Here is a 15,007-nt window from a genome sequence, read left to right as displayed (position 1 = left end):
AGCTGGCTCCATGCGCGTCCACGTCGGTACCGACCACGCCGGGTTCGAGCTCAAGGAGCACCTCGTCGCCCACCTGCGCGAGCAGGGGCACGACGTCGTGGACCACGGGGCGCCGGTCTACGACTCCGTCGACGACTACCCGCCCTTCGTCCTGCGCGCCGCGTTCGCCGTGTCGCAGGAGCCGGGCAGCCTCGGCATCGTCATCGGCGGCTCCGGCAACGGGGAGCAGATCGCCGCGAACGTCGTCCCCGGCATCCGGTGCGCGCTGGCGTGGTCCGTCGACACCGCCCGGCTGGCCCGCGAGCACAACGACGCCCAGTGCGTCGGCATCGGCGCCCGCATGCACAGCCTCGAGGAGGCCACGCTGCTGGCCGACACCTTCCTCGCGACGCCGTTCTCGAACGACCCGCGCCACGTCCGGCGCATCGAGATGCTCGACGACTTCGCCCGCACGGGGGAGCTGCCGCCCCTGCCGGCGAGCGCCACCGACGGGTCCTGATGCCGGAGGGCCACACCGTCCACGGCAACGCCCGTGACCTCTTCGCGCGCTTCGGCCGGGCGCCGGTCTGGGTGAGCAGCCCGCAGGGGCGCTTCACCGAGGGGGCCGCGCTGCTGCACGACGCGACGCTGGTCGCCACCGACGCGCACGGCAAGCACCTGCTCGCGCGCTTCGACAGCGGTCGCGTCCTGCACGTCCACCTCGGCCTGTACGGCAAGTGGACGGCCGGCGACGGGCAACCGGAGCCGCCGCGTGGTCAGGTCCGGGTGCGCCTGGAGGCGGAGGGCGGCTGGGCGGACCTGCGCGGCCCGACCGCCTGCGAGGTCCTGGAACCCGAGGGTGTCGAGGCGCTGCACGCCCGGCTGGGGCAGGACCCGCTGCGCTCCGACGCCGACCAGGCCGTCGCCTTCGCGCGGATCAGCCGCAGCCGGACGACCCTCGGGGCGCTGCTCATGCAGCAGGAGGTCGTCGCCGGGGTGGGAGCGGTCTACCGGGCGGAGGTGCTCTTCCGCGTGGGCGTCAACCCCTACCGTCCCGGCCGTGAGGTGACCCGGGAGGAGTGGGAGTCCGTCTGGAGCGACCTGGTGGTGCTCATGGGGGCGGGCCTGAAGGCCGGCCGGATCGTGACGACGCGTCCCGAGCACCGCGCGAAGCGGAAGGGGACGCCGACCCGGGGCGATGCGTTCTACGTCTACCGCCGGGCGGGTGAGCCGTGCCGGTTGTGCTCCACGCCGATCGAGTACGCGCAGATGGTCAACCGGCACCTGACGTGGTGCCCGACCTGCCAACCTCGTTAGCTGAATACCACCAGTCGCACTCCATGGACGGAGAGTGACGACTAGAGTGCTTCCATGCAGCGGTCAACCCCGCGGCCACCACGCAGCGTGGCGTCGCGACGGTCAGGGCTGCTCAGTGCCGCGCAACGTGCGTCCTGGCGCCGGTTGATCGCCCGCCCACCCCAGACGCCGGCGCTGATCGTCCTCTCCGCGGTCGTGCTCGGCGTGGGTCTGGGTTCGGCCTTCACCCGCTGGGTCCCGTTGACGGCGTTCGTGCCCGCGATCCTGATCGGTGCCTTCGTGCTGCGGATGCCGAGGATGCTGGCGCTCTGCCTCGTGGCGGTCCCGGCGATGTTCGTCTCGATCGTCGCCCGCGCCGACGACCCCCGGCCGGTGTCACCGAGCGTTCTCGTCGTCATCGCGATCACGGCCGGCATGGCGCTGGTCTTCGCCCGGGGGCGCGACCAGCTCGGACTGACCGGGTACCTCGGCGAGGCCATGCTCGTCGACCTGCGCGACCGGCTGATGGCCCAGGGGGACCTGCCGGAGCTGCCCCCGGGGTGGCACGTCGAGGGTCTGCTGCAGCCCGCCCACGGCGACGCGTTCTCGGGTGACGTCCTGCTCTCCTCCGTCTCGCCCGACCGCGCCCGGTTCGAGGTGGTCCTGGTCGACGTCTCCGGGAAGGGGCAGGACGCGGGCAGTCGCGGACTGCTGCTCTCGGGGGCCTTCGGCGGGCTGCTCGGATCGGTGTCGCCGCACGAGTTCCTCCCCGCCGCCAACCGCTACGTGCTGCGCCAGGACTGGTTCGAGGGCTTCGCGACGGCCGTGCACCTGGCGCTCGACCTCACCTCGGGGAAGGTGACCGTCTCCTCGGCCGGACACCCACCGGCCGTGCACGCGCACTCCGTCGAGAGCGCGGAGCTGCTGGACGCGGCGCACGGGCCCCTGCTCGGTGTCGTCCCCGACGCGGACTTCCCGGCCGTCACGGCGACCCTCGAACCCGGGGACGCCCTGCTCGTCTACTCCGACGGGGTCGTCGAGCAGCGCGACGTCGACCTCGGCGAGGGCATCGGTTCCCTGGTCCGCAGGCTGCTGGCCCTCACCCCCGACCGGCGGTCCGGGTCGCTGCCCCGGCTCGTCGCGGACGGGGCCGACGGCGACTCCGACGACCGCACCGCGCTGCTGCTCTGGCGCGACTAGCCCTGCGCCGGGAGCTCTCCCCGGATCCCTGCCGCGGCGCGTTCGCCGTGCTCGGCGCCGAGGTCGGCGGCCAGTCGTCGCAGCAACGGGGCCGCGTCGCGCACGCAGACCCGCGGGTCGGGTTCGAGGTCCGTCAACGCCCGTGCGTCCGCGAAGCCCGCGGCCCGCCACCGCTGCTCGGGGAGGTCCCGCCGGCCGCTGAGCACGACCACCGGGACCCCCGTCCTCGCGGCCGCCGTCGCGATCCCCACCGGGGTCTTCCCGCCCAGGGACTGCTCGTCGAAGCTGCCCTCGCCGGTGATGACGAGGTCGGCGCCCGCGGTGCGGTGGTCCCAGTTCGCGAACTCCAGCACGACCTCGATGCCCGGGCGGCGGACCGCGCCGAACAGGCCGAGGGCCACCAGACCCGTCCCGCCCGCGGCCCCCGCGCCCGGGGTGTCGCGCGCGTCCACGCCGGTCGTGGCCGCCAGGACGTCGGCGAAGCGGGTCAGCGCGCGCTCGAGCAGGTCGACGTCGGCGGGGGAGGCACCCTTCTGCGGTCCGAACACGGCGGCCGCCCCCCGCGGCCCCAGCAGCGGGTGGTCGACGTCGGCGGCGAGCGTCCAGCGCGCGGTGCGCGCCCTCGGATCGAGCCCGGTGAGGTCGATGCGGTCGAGGTCGAGCAGGGCCGCCCCGCCGTCGGGCAGGTCGTGGCCGTCCGCGTCCAGGAGTCGGGCGCCCAGGCCGACGAGGATCCCGGCGCCCCCGTCGGTGCTCGCACTGCCGCCGACGGCCAGGACGACGTGCATGGCGGCGAAGTCGAGGGCGGAGCGGATCAACTGCCCGGTGCCGCGGGTCGTGGCCGTCAGCGGGGCGGGTACCCCGCCCGGCAACCGGTCCAGCCCGGAGGCCTGCGCCATCTCCACGACCGCGGTGTCGCCGTCGCGGGCGAAGGTCGCCTCCAGGGTCTCCCCGGTCGGGCCGGCGACGCGGGTCGCCACGGCCCGGAAGGCCGCCGAGCGCAGCGCCGCCTCCACCGTCCCCTCGCCCCCGTCGGCGACGGGGATCTCGGTCGAGGTGAAGGTGCGACCCACGGTGTCGACGTCACGGGTGAGCTCCCCGAAGACGCGCTCGAAGCCCTCGCGGAAGCCCTCCGCGATCGTGCGGGCGACCTCGGTGGCGGTGAGCGAACCCTTGAACTTGTCCGGGGCCACGACGACGTGGAAGGCAGACGACATGTCGGGACCCTACAGATCACCGCGGGTGACCCCGGGGAACGACGGAGCGGCCGGCCCCGAGGGGACCGGCCGCTGTGGAGCGGGTGACGAGAATCGAACTCGCGTAGCTAGTTTGGAAGACTAGGGCTCTACCATTGAGCTACACCCGCGTGCACGGTAGAGCGTGCCACAACCCTGCGGGCAGGAGCAGCGCACCGTGCGGGGACAGCGTAACGGGTCCGGAGCGGTAGCCTGCTCCAGTACCGCCTGCGTGGTGGTCGCGGGGTGTGGCGCAGCTTGGTAGCGCGTCCGCTTTGGGAGCGGAAGGCCCCCGGTTCGAATCCGGGTACCCCGACGGACACGCGGGTGTCGCCGTACGTGGCGACGCTCGCGCACGAAAGAGCCCCGACGCGGCAGCTAGCATTCCGCGGTGCGCCGGGGCTGCCCGGCGTGCCGCACGCCTGACCACGACCTCCGCAGGACGCGGAGAGATCCCAGGAGAACCCCGCTGTGAAGAGCGACGTCGAGACCCTCAACGCGACCCGGGTGAAGTTCACCGTCGAGGTCGGCTACGACGAGCTGAAGCCCAGTCTCGACAAGGCCTACAAGACCATCGGCGGTCAGGTCCAGGTGCCGGGCTTCCGCAAGGGCAAGGTCCCCGCGCGCGTCATCGACCAGCGCGTCGGCCGCGGTGTCGTGCTCGAGGAAGCCGTCAACGACGCCCTGCCGAAGTTCTACCAGCAGGCCGTCGAGGCCTCGGACTTCCTGCCGCTGGGCCAGCCCACCGTGGACGTCACCCAGGCCCCCGACGTCAAGGACGGCGGTGACCTCAAGTTCTCCGTCGAGGTCGACGTGCGCCCGACGATCGAGCTGCCCGACCTGTCCACCATCACCGTCACGGTCGACGACCTCGAGGTCCCGGCCGAGGAGGTCGAGACCCGTCTCACCTCGCTGCGCGAGCGCTTCGGCACCCTCACCGGCGTCGACCGCGCGGCCGTCGACGGCGACTTCGTCTCCATCGACCTGCACGCCGAGATCGACGGCGAGGAGATCGAGACCGCCAAGGGCATCAGCTACCGCATCGGTCAGGGCAACATGATCGAGGGCCTGGACGAGGCGCTGACCGGCGTCGCGGCCGAGGGCACCGTGACCTTCTCCGCCCCCCTCGCCGGAGGCGAGCGCAAGGGCGAGGACGCCTCCATCACCGTGACCGTGCAGTCGGTCAAGGAGCGCGTGCTGCCCGAGGCGGACGACGACTTCGCCCAGCTGGCGAGCGAGTTCGACACGCTCGAGGAGCTCAACGCCGACCTGCTCAACCAGGTCGAGCAGGCCAAGAAGTTCGAGCAGGGTCTCCAGGCCCGCGACAAGGTCCTCGAGAAGCTCCTCGAGACCGTCGAGGTCCCGGTCCCCGAGTCCCTGGTCGAGGCCGAGATCCACGCCCACCTCGAGCGCGAGAGCCGCCTCGAGGACGCCGAGCACCGCGCCGAGATCGAGGACTCCACCCGCCAGGCGATCCGCAGCCAGCTGCTGCTGGACGCCCTCGCCGACGCCGAGGAGATCGGTGTCGACCAGGGCGAGCTGATCGAGTACCTCGTCGGCCAGGCGCAGCAGTACGGCATGGAGCCCCAGCAGTTCGTCCAGATGGTCGACGGTGCCGGCCAGGTGCCCGCCATGGTCTCCGAGGTCCGTCGCCGCAAGGCGCTGGCCGTCGCCATGGAGAAGGCCACCGTGACCGACGCCTCCGGCAACGCCGTGGACCTCGAGGAGCTCGTGGGCGGCGACGAGGACGAGGACGGCGCGGAAGCCCTCGAGTCCGGCAGCGAGTCCACCGACGAGTCCGGCCAGACCGTCGACCCGACCGGTGAGGACGAGCAGGCCGCCGCCGAGGAGACCGCGGAAGAGCCTTCGAAGAGCTGATCCCCGCCGCTGTCGGCGCGCTGTTCCCGGACCCGGGATCAGTGCGCCGACAGCGAAAAGGGCCCCGCCCCGACATGGTCGTCGGGGGCTGCGCGTTAGGGTCGATCGAGATCGGCGGAGCATCCGCCGAACCCTCCCGGACCAGGTCCGGGGTGGGTGGTCGATGCCAGGAGAGGGCCAGGGAACAGCGTGAGCGAGATCTTGAGCGCACCGGGACTGGTGACGCCGCAGCAGGCTCGAACGGGTACGCCGGGAGCGGGCCTGGACGACAACGTCTACCAGCGACTCCTGCAGCAGCGGATCATCTGGCTCGGGACCGAGGTCCGGGACGACATGGCCAACGCCATCTGCGCGCAGCTGCTGCTGCTGGCCGCCGAGGACCCCGACGCGGACATCTTCATGTACATCAACTCGCCCGGCGGATCGGTCTCCGCGGGCATGTCGATCTACGACACCATGCAGTACATCAAGCCGGACGTGGCGACGATCGCGACCGGCATGGCGGCCTCCATGGGGCAGTTCCTGCTCGCCGCGGGTGCGGCCGGCAAGCGTTCCGCCCTGCCGCACGCGAAGATCATGATGCACCAGCCGCTGGGTGGCCTCGGTGGTTCCGCCAGCGACATCAAGATCCTGGCCGAGCAGATCATCGCCACCAAGCGGCAGATGGCCGAGCTGATCGCGTTCCACTCGGGGCAGACCTTCGAGACGATCACGCGCGACTCCGACCGGGACCGCTGGTTCTCCGCGCAGGAGGCCAAGGACTACGGGCTCATCGACCACGTCGTCGGTCACACGAGCGAGGTCGAAGGCGGGGGCGGCACCGATGCGTGAGCCGTTCCGTCCTCCGTTCACCGCCCAGATGGGAGACCGCCCGATGAACCCCCAGTCGCGCCTCAACCCGGCCTACGACCAGAACGCGCGGTACGTGCTGCCGCAGTTCGAGGAGCGCACCTCCTACGGGATGAAGCGTTCCGACCCGTACACCAAGCTCTTCGAGGACCGCATCATCTTCCTCGGCGTGCAGGTGGACGACGCCTCGGCGGACGACATCATCGCGCAGCTCATCGTCCTGGAGTCCCAGGACACCGAGCGCGACATCATCATGTACATCAACTCGCCCGGTGGGTCCTTCACGGCCCTCACGGCGATCTACGACACCATGCAGTACATCCGTCCGGACATCCAGACGTACTGCATGGGTCAGGCCGCCTCGGCCGCGGCCGTCCTGCTCGGCGCCGGTGCGCCGGGGAAGCGGTTCGCGCTGCCGAACTCGCGCATCCTCATCCACCAGCCGGCCATGGCCGGTGGCGACTACGGCCAGGCCTCCGACCTGGAGATCCAGGCCAACGAGATCCTGCGCATGCGGTCCTGGTTGGAGAGCACGCTCGCCTTCCACTCCAACCGCACCGCCGACCAGGTGCGCGAGGACATCGAGCGCGACAAGTTCCTCACCGCCAAGGAGGCCGTCGAGTACGGCCTCATCGACGAGGTGCTCCAGAGCCGCAAGGCGTCGGCCCCGTCGCTCTGAGCACGGAACGTCACTCACGCGCAGCAATGCGCGAGTCGTAGGCGCGCACCCGGGGGGCCGGTCTGGCACCGTGTCCCCCGGAGGCGTCTAATGAGTCGGGCGAGGGGTACCCGGCAGGTAGCGTGGTCAGCACGCGACGCGTCCGGTCCGCTTGGCGGCCTCCGGGTCGTGGGTCCAGCAGCACGAGGAGAGGAAGCCGTCGGTGGCACGCATCGGTGACGGGGGCGATCTGCTGAAGTGCTCGTTCTGCGGCAAGAGCCAGAAGCAGGTCAAGAAGCTCATCGCGGGCCCTGGCGTCTACATCTGCGACGAGTGCATCGACCTCTGCAACGAGATCATCGAGGAGGAGCTCGCCGAGGCCAACGACCTGGGCCTGGTGGAGCTGCCCAAGCCGAAGGAGATCTTCGACTTCCTCGACCAGTACGTCATCGGCCAGAGCTCGGCGAAGAAGTCCCTCGCCGTGGCCGTCTACAACCACTACAAGCGCATCCAGATCGGTGAGCCCTCGGCGAAGAACCGAGACGACGCCGTCGAGATCTCCAAGTCGAACATCCTGCTGATCGGCCCCACGGGCTGCGGCAAGACGTACCTCGCGCAGACGCTCGCCAAGATGCTCAACGTCCCCTTCGCGATCGCCGACGCCACGGCGCTGACCGAGGCCGGCTACGTCGGCGAGGACGTCGAGAACATCCTGCTGAAGCTCATCCAGGCCGCTGACTACGACGTCAAGAAGGCCGAGACGGGCATCATCTACATCGACGAGGTCGACAAGATCGCCCGCAAGTCCGAGAACCCCTCCATCACGCGTGACGTGTCGGGGGAGGGGGTCCAGCAGGCGCTGCTGAAGATCCTCGAGGGGACCACGGCCAGCGTCCCGCCCCAGGGTGGACGCAAGCACCCCCACCAGGAGTTCATCCAGATCGACACGACGAACGTGCTGTTCATCGTGGGTGGGGCCTTCGCCGGCCTCGACCGGATCATCGAGGCGCGCTCCGGCAAGCAGGGGCTCGGCTTCGGCGCGCAGCTGCGCTCGACGGAGAAGAAGGCGGCCGAGCCGTCCTTCGCCGAGGTCATGCCCGAGGACCTCATGAAGTTCGGGCTGATCCCCGAGTTCATCGGTCGTCTGCCCGTCATCACCTCGGTGGAGAACCTGGACCAGGAAGCCCTGGTGCAGATCCTCACCAAACCGCGCAACGCCCTCGCCAAGCAGTACCAGCGGATGTTCGAGCTGGACGGGGTGGAGCTGGAGTTCACCGACGACGCCCTGGAGGCCGTCGCCGACCAGGCGATCCTCCGCGGGACCGGTGCGCGAGGGCTCCGCGCGATCATCGAGGAGGTCCTCCTCCCGGTGATGTTCGACGTGCCCAGCCGCGACGACATCGCCCGGGTCGTCGTGACCCGTGAGGTCGTGCTGAAGAACGTGAACCCGACGCTCGTGCCCCGTGAGGCCCCGGCCCGCAAACCCACCCGGGAGCGCCGCGAGAAGTCCGCCTGACCCCAGGACGACGAAGGCCCCGCACCTCCTCGAGGTGCGGGGCCTTTCTCGCTTCCCGTGATCTCGCAGGGAGTCCCAGCGGGATCACGGGTGGGTGAGGGTCACTGCTGGAGGACGGCCTCGACGTCGATCGCGACCTTGAGCGTGGTCCCGAAGACGGCGACACCGATGCCGACGGCCTGGTTCCAGTTCATCTTGAAGTCGTCGCGGTGCAGCTCGGCCGTGGCCGAGAACGCCGCCCGGGTGCCACCCCACGGGTCGGGACCGCTGCCGGAGTAGGACAGCTGCAGCTGCACGGACCGCGTGGTGGCCAGCAGGGTCAGGTCCCCGGCGAGGACCCACCCGTCGGCTCCGCGCTGCAGGCCCGTCGCCCGGAACGACAACGTCGGGAACTCCGCGGTGTTGAGGAAGTCCGCCGAGCGCAGGTGCTCGTCGCGCTGGGCGTTGCCGGTGTCGATCGAGGTCGCGTCGATCTCGACCTCGACACGGGAACGGGTGACGTCCTCGGGGACGGTGATCACCCCGGAGAAGCTGGTGAAGCGTCCGGTGACCGCCGAGAGACCCAGGTGGTGGGCCCGCGCGGAGATCGTCGAGTGCGTGACGTCGATCGCCCAGATCCCGGGCGGGGGGACGTCGCTGCCACCCTGACGGCGCAGTCGGACCTCACCGACGTGCCAGGCCCCGTCGGCCGGGACGACGACGGTCGTGGCCCGCGGCTCGTGCGCCGGGGCCGCGACGAGCATCGTCGCGGCGCCCGCCGGGACGCCGTCGAGGGAGAAGACCCCGTCGCCGGCGGTCACCGCCCGGGCCACCTGGGCACCGTCGGCGCCGAGCAGCGTGACCGAGGCGCCGGTGACGGGCCACCCCTCACGGGTCAGCACCTTCCCCTCACCGGTGACGCCCGCGCCGCCCTGCGCGCCGACGTTCCGGTCGGCGCGCAGGTCGGTCTCGCGGTCGGGACTCACCGCTGGTCGCCGATCTGGGAGTTCGTCTCGAAGCGGGTCAGGTCCAGCGTGGTGCCGGCCTGGCCGGAGCCCAGGGTCAGCTGGGCGGCGGAGACGGTGTCCTCCTCGATGTCGACGGCCGTGGCCACCGGAGCGAACCCGGCGGCGGTGAGCGTGTAGTGCCCGCCCGCCAGGTCCTCGAAGGAGTAGCTGCCGTCGGTGCCGGTGACGACGGAGCCGACGACCTCACCGGAGGAGTCGACGAGGGTCACGGACGCCTCGCGGACGACCCGGCCGTCGCTCGCGGCGACGACGGTGCCGGTGAGGCGGCCGCCGCCGGTGAGGACGAGGTCGCAGGCCAGGGCGCCGGAGTCGGGGACCTCGACGCTGCGGGCCAGCGGACGGTGCGACTCGTTCTGCGCGGTCAGCACGTAGCTGCCGCCCATGAGCTGGTCGAAGGCGTAGCTGCCGCCACCGTCGGTGCGGGTGGAGCCGACGACCTCGCCGGTCACGTCGGTCAGGGTGACGAGCGCGCCCTGGACCCCGTGGTGGTTGCCGGAGTCGACGCCGTCGTGGATCTCGTGGGCCAGGACCCGGCCGGTGATGGCCGAGCGACCCGAGAGCACCACGTCGCGGGTGACGGAGGTGTCCCCGATCCCGACGAGGGTCGCCGACGGGGCCACGTGGGCCGCCGCGACGATCAGCAGGTAGGTCCCGCCGGTCGGCAGCGCGAGGCGGTAGGTGCCGTCCTCGCGGGTGGAGGTGCGGGCCACCTGCTGGCCGGACTGGTCGGCGAGGGTCACGACGGCACCCGGCAGCGGGCGCCGGTCGTGGTGGCGGACGGAACCGGACAGCGAGAGCCCGGTGTCGGTGCGGGTGGACTGAGCGGACACGCTCGTCGTCTCCTCCCGGTCGTGGTGCGCGACACCGTTGAGCGCTGCGGCGGCACCGTTCACGGACCCGTTCACCGAGTTGCTGTGCGAACCCTCGACCGCAGCGTGCCCGGCCGGGGAGTCCTGGACCGCCGCGGGAGCGGTGGTCGCCACCTGGGCATCCTGTCCGGTCTCCTCGCCGCCGCGCAACGCCCGCTCCTTGAAGAAGAACGTGATGACGAACGCGAAGAGGGCGAAGGGGGCCGCGATGAGGAAGACCTCGGCGATCGAGGAGCCGTAGGCGGCCTGGACGATGCCGCGGACGGGCTCGGGGATCGTGGCCAGGTCCGGCACCCCGGTGCTGGAACCGAGCGAGCGAGCCGCTGCGGCGGGGTCGATGCCGGCGGAGCGCAAGCCCGAGGTCAGGTGGCTGGTCACGCGGTGGCCGAGGACGGCACCGAGGGCCGAGACGCCGATGGCTCCGCCGAGGCTGCGGGCGAAGGCCACGAAGGACGACGCGGAGCCGAGGTCACGGGGTTCGACGACGTTCTGGACCGCGAGCACGAGGTTCTGCATCATCATGCCGACGCCGAGGCCGACGAGGGCCATGTACGGCGCGACGACCCAGTAGTTGGTGTCGTACTCGATGGTGCCCATGAGGCCGAGACCGACGGTGAGGAGCAGGCCGCCCACGACGAGCCAGCTCTTCCAGCGTCCGGTCTTGGTGATGAACCGGCCGGCGATGGTCGAGGACAGGAAGAGCCCGATGATCATCGGGATGGTCATGATCCCGGCCCTGGTCGGGGTCTCCCCGCGGGCCAGCTGGAAGTACTGACCGAGGAAGATCGTGGCGGCGAACAGGGCGACACCGACGAAGAGGCTCGCGGCGGCGGAGAGGGCGATCGTCGGGTTGCGGAAGAACTTCAGCGGGACGATCGGCTCCTTGGCGCGGTGCTCGGCCAGGACCGCGAGGCCCAGGAAGACCACACCCCCGGCGACCAGGGCGACGGTCCACCAGGAGCCCCAGGCGAACTCGGTGCCGGCCAGGGAGACCCAGACGAGCAGCGCGGAGATGCCGGCGGCGAGGAGGAAGGCGCCGAGGTAGTCGATGGAGACGGCGCGCTTGGCCTGCGGGGGCAGCTTCAGCTTGAACTGGAGCACGAAGAAGGCGATGACGGCGAACGGAACACCGACGTAGAAGCACCAGTGCCAGGACAGGTGCTGGGTGAGGACCCCGCCGATCAGCGGGCCCCCGACGGTGGCGAGGGCGAAGGTCGCGCCGAGGTAGCCGGAGTACCGACCGCGTTCCCGGGGGCTGACCATCGACGCCAGCACGACCTGGGTGAGGGCGAGCAGACCGCCACCGCCGATGCCCTGGAAGACGCGCAGCGTGATGAGCATGCCCATGTTGGTGGACAGGCCCGCGACGACCGAGGCGATCACGTAGATGATCAGCGCCGTCTGCACGAGCAGCTTCTTGGAGAACAGGTCCGAGAGCTTGCCCCAGATGGGGGTGGAGATCGTCGTCGCGAGCAGCGCGGCGGTGACGACCCAGGTGTAGCCGGACTCCGTGCCGTGGAGGTCGTTGACGATGGTCGGGAGTGCGTTCGAGACGACCGTCGAGGACAGGATCGCCACGAACATCCCGAGGAGCAGGCCGGACAGCGCCTCGAGGACCTCCTTGTGGGACATCTTCGGCGCAGCACTGTCGGAGGGCGCGAGGTGGGTGTCTGTGGTGGTGCTCATGCGTTCGCCTGCAACTCTTTCTCCCGCTCTGGAACGAGCTCGGTGTTCTCCGGCGACGCTGCCGCTGACGTGGTGGCCGCGCACGCGGCGGTGGCGGTCGTGACGAGTTTCCCGAGGAGCCGGGTGAGGTCGCCGACCTCGTGGTCGGGCCAGGCGTCGAGGCGCTCGACGAGCTTGCCGACGATGGCCCGGCGGTGGTGGCGGAGTTCTTCGACACCCTCGGCGCTGACGGTCAGCCGCTGCGAGCGGCCGTCGTCGGGGTCGGGGGCGGAGTCGAGGAACCCCTTCTGCCGCAGGTGGGTCACCTGGCGGCTGACGGTGGAGAGGTCGAGCGAGAGGTGCTCGGCGACTTCGCTGATCCGCATCGAACCCCGCTGGTGCACGACGGCCAGCGTCGCGATCGCGGGGGTGTTCAGCGTGCCGACGAGCGTGCGACGTGCGCGGAGCAGGTCCGGGAACACGTCGACGAGCGCGGCACACGCGTGAGGTGTGGCCATGTCGACCTTCAAGCTCGGTTGGTGTGTGCAAGCAACGATATGCCCGGATGGTTGCAGCATGCAACCCCGAGGTCCCCAGGAGCTGTCGTCAGGGGGAGGGAAGGTCAGATCAGGGCGTTGAGGCGGCCGAGGAGGGTGGCGAGCTCGGTCATGTCGTCCTCGGGCCAGCCCTCGAGGCGGGAGTGCAGGCGCTGCCGGCGGGCCGAACGTGCCGCGTGCACCTTCTCCAGGCCCTCGGGGGAGAGGGTCAGCCGCACGGCGCGACCGTCCGTGGGGTCGGCTTCGCGGGTCACCAGTCCGAGCCGTTCGAGGAGCTGGACCTGGCGCGACAGGGTGGGCTTGCCGATCCCGAAGAACGTCGCGAGGTCGGAGGGACGGGTCTCACCGACGTCGTCGAGACGGACGAGCAGGCTGTACGCCTCGGGTTCGAGGTCGGGGTGCACGCTGCGCGCGGTCTCCCGGTTGATCGCGCGTGAGCGGCGCAACAGCACGGCGAGTTCGCGTTCCAGTGCTTCGGCAGGACCCGTGACCATCCGAGGAACCTACCGGTCCGTGCGGCGCCGCACGTGCCACGCATCCGACGCGCCGGGCCCGGCGGCTTGTCCAGGGGCCCCGGTCCCCGTACTGTCCCCATCGATGCATCGAGCCGATGCATCGGAACGGAGAACTTGTGGTCCGCAAACGCGGCGACGTCCTGCTCCTCGCAGTCCTGGCGCTGCTGGCCGACGGCCCGCTGCACGGCTACGAGGTCCGCAAGCGTCTCGACCTGCGCCTCGGTGTCTTCCGGGCGCTGTCCTACGGGACGCTCTACCCCGCGTTGCGCGCCCTGCAGGCCGGTGGCTGCATCACCGAGACGACCGAGGAACGCATCCCGGGCACCGTCAGCCCGAAGCGTGCGCGCGTCGTCTACGAGATCACCCGCCACGGCAAGGACCGGCTCGGGCAGATGCTCGAGGAGTCCGGTCCCGACGCGTGGGAGGACGACGCGTTCGGCGTCCACTTCGCCCTCTTCACCCGGGTCGCCCCGCGCACGCGGTTGCGCATCCTCGAAGGCCGCCGGGCCCGTCTGCTGGAACGTCTCGAGCAGATGAACCGCTCCATCGACCGAACCCAGGCCCAGCTCGACTCCTACGCCCTCGAGGCGCAGCGGCACGGCCTGGAGACCGTCCGCAGCGAGGTCGACTGGCTCGAACGCCTCATCTCCGCAGAGCACCACCCCGAGAAACCAGAGGAGAACCCCTGATGGCAGGACCCATCCGCGTCGCGATCGTCGGCGTCGGCAACTGCGCCGCCTCGCTCGTCCAGGGCGTGCACTACTACCGCGACGCCGACCCGACGCAGAGCGTCCCCGGTCTCATGCACGTCCAGTTCGGCGACTACCACGTGCGTGACATCGAGTTCGTCGCCGCGTTCGACGTCGACGACAAGAAGGTCGGTACCGACCTCGCCGACGCCATCGGCGCCAGCGAGAACAACACCATCAAGATCTGCGACGTCCCGACCACCGGGGTGACCGTCCAGCGCGGCCCCACCCTCGACGGCCTCGGGAAGTACTACCGCGAGACCATCACCGAGTCCGACGCCGAACCCGTCGACGTCGTCGCCGCGCTGCGCGAGGCGAAGGCCGACGTCCTCGTCTGCTACCTGCCCGTCGGTTCCGAGGACGCGGCGATGTTCTACGCCCAGGCCGCGATCGACGCGCACGTCGCCTTCGTCAACGCGCTGCCCGTCTTCATCGCCGGCACCCCGGAGTGGGCGCAGAAGTTCACCGACGCCGGTGTCCCGATCGTCGGCGACGACATCAAGTCCCAGGTCGGTGCGACCATCACCCACCGGGTCCTCGCGAAGCTCCTCGAGGACCGCGGCATCAAGCTGGAACGCACCTACCAGCTGAACGTCGGCGGCAACATGGACTTCAAGAACATGCTGGAACGCGACCGCCTGGAGTCGAAGAAGATCTCCAAGACCCAGGCCGTCACCTCGAACGTGCACGCCGACTTCGGCACCCGCAACGTCCACATCGGTCCCAGCGACTACGTCCAGTGGCTCGACGACCGCAAGTGGGCCTACGTCCGCCTCGAGGGCAAGGCCTTCGGCGACGTCCCGCTCAACCTGGAGTACAAGCTCGAGGTCTGGGACTCCCCGAACTCCGCCGGCGTCATCATCGACGCCGTCCGGGCCGCGAAGATCGGTCTGGACCGGGGGATCGGCGGTCCGCTGCTGTCCCCGTCGGCGTACTTCATGAAGTCCCCGCCGCAGCAGCGCGACGACGAGGCCGGCCGCCACGGCGTCGAGGCGTTCATCGCGGGCACCGTCGACCGCTGACCCCCACCGATC

At 70.8% G+C, this 15,007-nt stretch carries 14 protein-coding genes and 2 tRNA genes; 10 read left to right on the top strand and 6 right to left on the bottom strand.

Annotated features, from left to right (window positions below; translation table 11 throughout):
• Positions 1 to 10 precede the first annotated feature (10 nt).
• Genes AC0I8G_RS11765 through AC0I8G_RS11755 form a run of 3 tightly spaced genes read left to right on the top strand, consistent with a single transcriptional unit; the run spans position 11 to position 2,475 of the window.
• Complete coding sequence (locus AC0I8G_RS11765; protein ID WP_471730065.1) at positions 11 to 499, top strand: ribose-5-phosphate isomerase; 489 nt, start codon at positions 11 to 13, stop codon at positions 497 to 499.
• Positions 499 to 1,296 (top strand): Fpg/Nei family DNA glycosylase, encoded by a 798-nt coding sequence (locus AC0I8G_RS11760; RefSeq protein ID WP_471730064.1) that lies wholly within the window; start codon positions 499 to 501, stop codon positions 1,294 to 1,296. The genes AC0I8G_RS11765 and AC0I8G_RS11760 overlap by 1 nt, the downstream gene beginning before the upstream one ends.
• A gap of 54 nt (positions 1,297 to 1,350) precedes the next feature.
• Positions 1,351 to 2,475: a SpoIIE family protein phosphatase gene (locus AC0I8G_RS11755; protein WP_471730063.1), complete on the top strand. Its 1,125-nt coding sequence runs from the start codon at positions 1,351 to 1,353 to the stop codon at positions 2,473 to 2,475.
• Here the strand turns inward: AC0I8G_RS11755 and AC0I8G_RS11750 are convergent.
• On the bottom strand, positions 2,472 to 3,692 hold the full coding sequence (locus AC0I8G_RS11750; protein WP_471730062.1) for a glycerate kinase: 1,221 nt from the start codon (positions 3,690 to 3,692) through the stop codon (positions 2,472 to 2,474). The genes AC0I8G_RS11755 and AC0I8G_RS11750 overlap by 4 nt on opposite strands.
• Positions 3,693 to 3,767: 75 nt before the next feature.
• Positions 3,768 to 3,841: transfer RNA gene (locus AC0I8G_RS11745), tRNA-Gly, on the bottom strand.
• A 111-nt stretch (positions 3,842 to 3,952) separates the two neighbouring features.
• Between AC0I8G_RS11745 and AC0I8G_RS11740 the strand changes: the two genes are divergently transcribed.
• The 5 genes from AC0I8G_RS11740 to clpX all read left to right on the top strand — a co-directional run bounded on the left by AC0I8G_RS11740 (position 3,953) and on the right by clpX (position 8,611).
• A tRNA-Pro gene (locus tag AC0I8G_RS11740) sits at positions 3,953 to 4,026 on the top strand.
• Between the two features lie 155 nt (positions 4,027 to 4,181).
• Positions 4,182 to 5,588, top strand: coding sequence for a trigger factor (tig, locus tag AC0I8G_RS11735; protein ID WP_471730061.1), 1,407 nt, complete (start codon positions 4,182 to 4,184; stop codon positions 5,586 to 5,588).
• A gap of 189 nt (positions 5,589 to 5,777) precedes the next feature.
• A complete protein-coding gene (locus AC0I8G_RS11730) occupies positions 5,778 to 6,419 on the top strand; it encodes an ATP-dependent Clp protease proteolytic subunit (RefSeq protein WP_380260357.1) in 642 nt (213 codons plus the stop codon).
• A 43-nt stretch (positions 6,420 to 6,462) separates the two neighbouring features.
• Positions 6,463 to 7,116 carry an ATP-dependent Clp protease proteolytic subunit gene (locus AC0I8G_RS11725; RefSeq protein WP_380260356.1) on the top strand — a complete coding sequence of 218 codons (654 nt, stop codon included), beginning with the start codon at positions 6,463 to 6,465 and terminating at the stop codon, positions 7,114 to 7,116.
• A 202-nt stretch (positions 7,117 to 7,318) separates the two neighbouring features.
• Positions 7,319 to 8,611, top strand: a complete 1,293-nt coding sequence (clpX, locus tag AC0I8G_RS11720; protein WP_328295340.1) for an ATP-dependent Clp protease ATP-binding subunit ClpX — start codon at positions 7,319 to 7,321, stop codon at positions 8,609 to 8,611.
• Positions 8,612 to 8,712: 101 nt separating this feature from the next.
• On the opposite strand, the gene AC0I8G_RS11715 is transcribed toward clpX, so the two are convergent.
• The 4 genes from AC0I8G_RS11715 to AC0I8G_RS11700 all read right to left on the bottom strand — a co-directional run bounded on the left by AC0I8G_RS11715 (position 8,713) and on the right by AC0I8G_RS11700 (position 13,203).
• Positions 8,713 to 9,576 carry a YceI family protein gene (locus AC0I8G_RS11715; protein ID WP_471730060.1) on the bottom strand — a complete coding sequence of 288 codons (864 nt, stop codon included), beginning with the start codon at positions 9,574 to 9,576 and terminating at the stop codon, positions 8,713 to 8,715.
• Entirely contained in the window at positions 9,573 to 12,173 is a 2,601-nt protein-coding gene (locus AC0I8G_RS11710) for an MFS transporter (protein ID WP_471730059.1), read from the bottom strand. Before AC0I8G_RS11710 ends, AC0I8G_RS11715 begins: the two co-directional genes overlap by 4 nt.
• Entirely contained in the window at positions 12,170 to 12,670 is a 501-nt protein-coding gene (locus tag AC0I8G_RS11705) for a MarR family winged helix-turn-helix transcriptional regulator (RefSeq protein WP_471730058.1), read from the bottom strand. The genes AC0I8G_RS11710 and AC0I8G_RS11705 overlap by 4 nt, the downstream gene beginning before the upstream one ends.
• 104 nt (positions 12,671 to 12,774) lie before the next feature.
• Positions 12,775 to 13,203 carry a MarR family winged helix-turn-helix transcriptional regulator gene (locus AC0I8G_RS11700; protein WP_380260352.1) on the bottom strand — a complete coding sequence of 143 codons (429 nt, stop codon included), beginning with the start codon at positions 13,201 to 13,203 and terminating at the stop codon, positions 12,775 to 12,777.
• Positions 13,204 to 13,340: 137 nt separating this feature from the next.
• Between AC0I8G_RS11700 and AC0I8G_RS11695 the strand changes: the two genes are divergently transcribed.
• Both AC0I8G_RS11695 and AC0I8G_RS11690 read left to right on the top strand, forming a co-directional pair.
• Positions 13,341 to 13,913 carry a PadR family transcriptional regulator gene (locus tag AC0I8G_RS11695; RefSeq protein ID WP_328295345.1) on the top strand — a complete coding sequence of 191 codons (573 nt, stop codon included), beginning with the start codon at positions 13,341 to 13,343 and terminating at the stop codon, positions 13,911 to 13,913.
• Positions 13,910 to 14,995 carry an inositol-3-phosphate synthase gene (locus AC0I8G_RS11690; RefSeq protein ID WP_380162176.1) on the top strand — a complete coding sequence of 362 codons (1,086 nt, stop codon included), beginning with the start codon at positions 13,910 to 13,912 and terminating at the stop codon, positions 14,993 to 14,995. Before AC0I8G_RS11695 ends, AC0I8G_RS11690 begins: the two co-directional genes overlap by 4 nt.
• Positions 14,996 to 15,007 lie beyond the last annotated feature (12 nt).

The sequence above is a fragment of the Kineococcus sp. AC630 genome (assembly GCF_979255925.1).
Note: the sequence above shows the minus strand (reverse complement) of the source record. Positions and strands in the feature narration are given on the sequence as shown.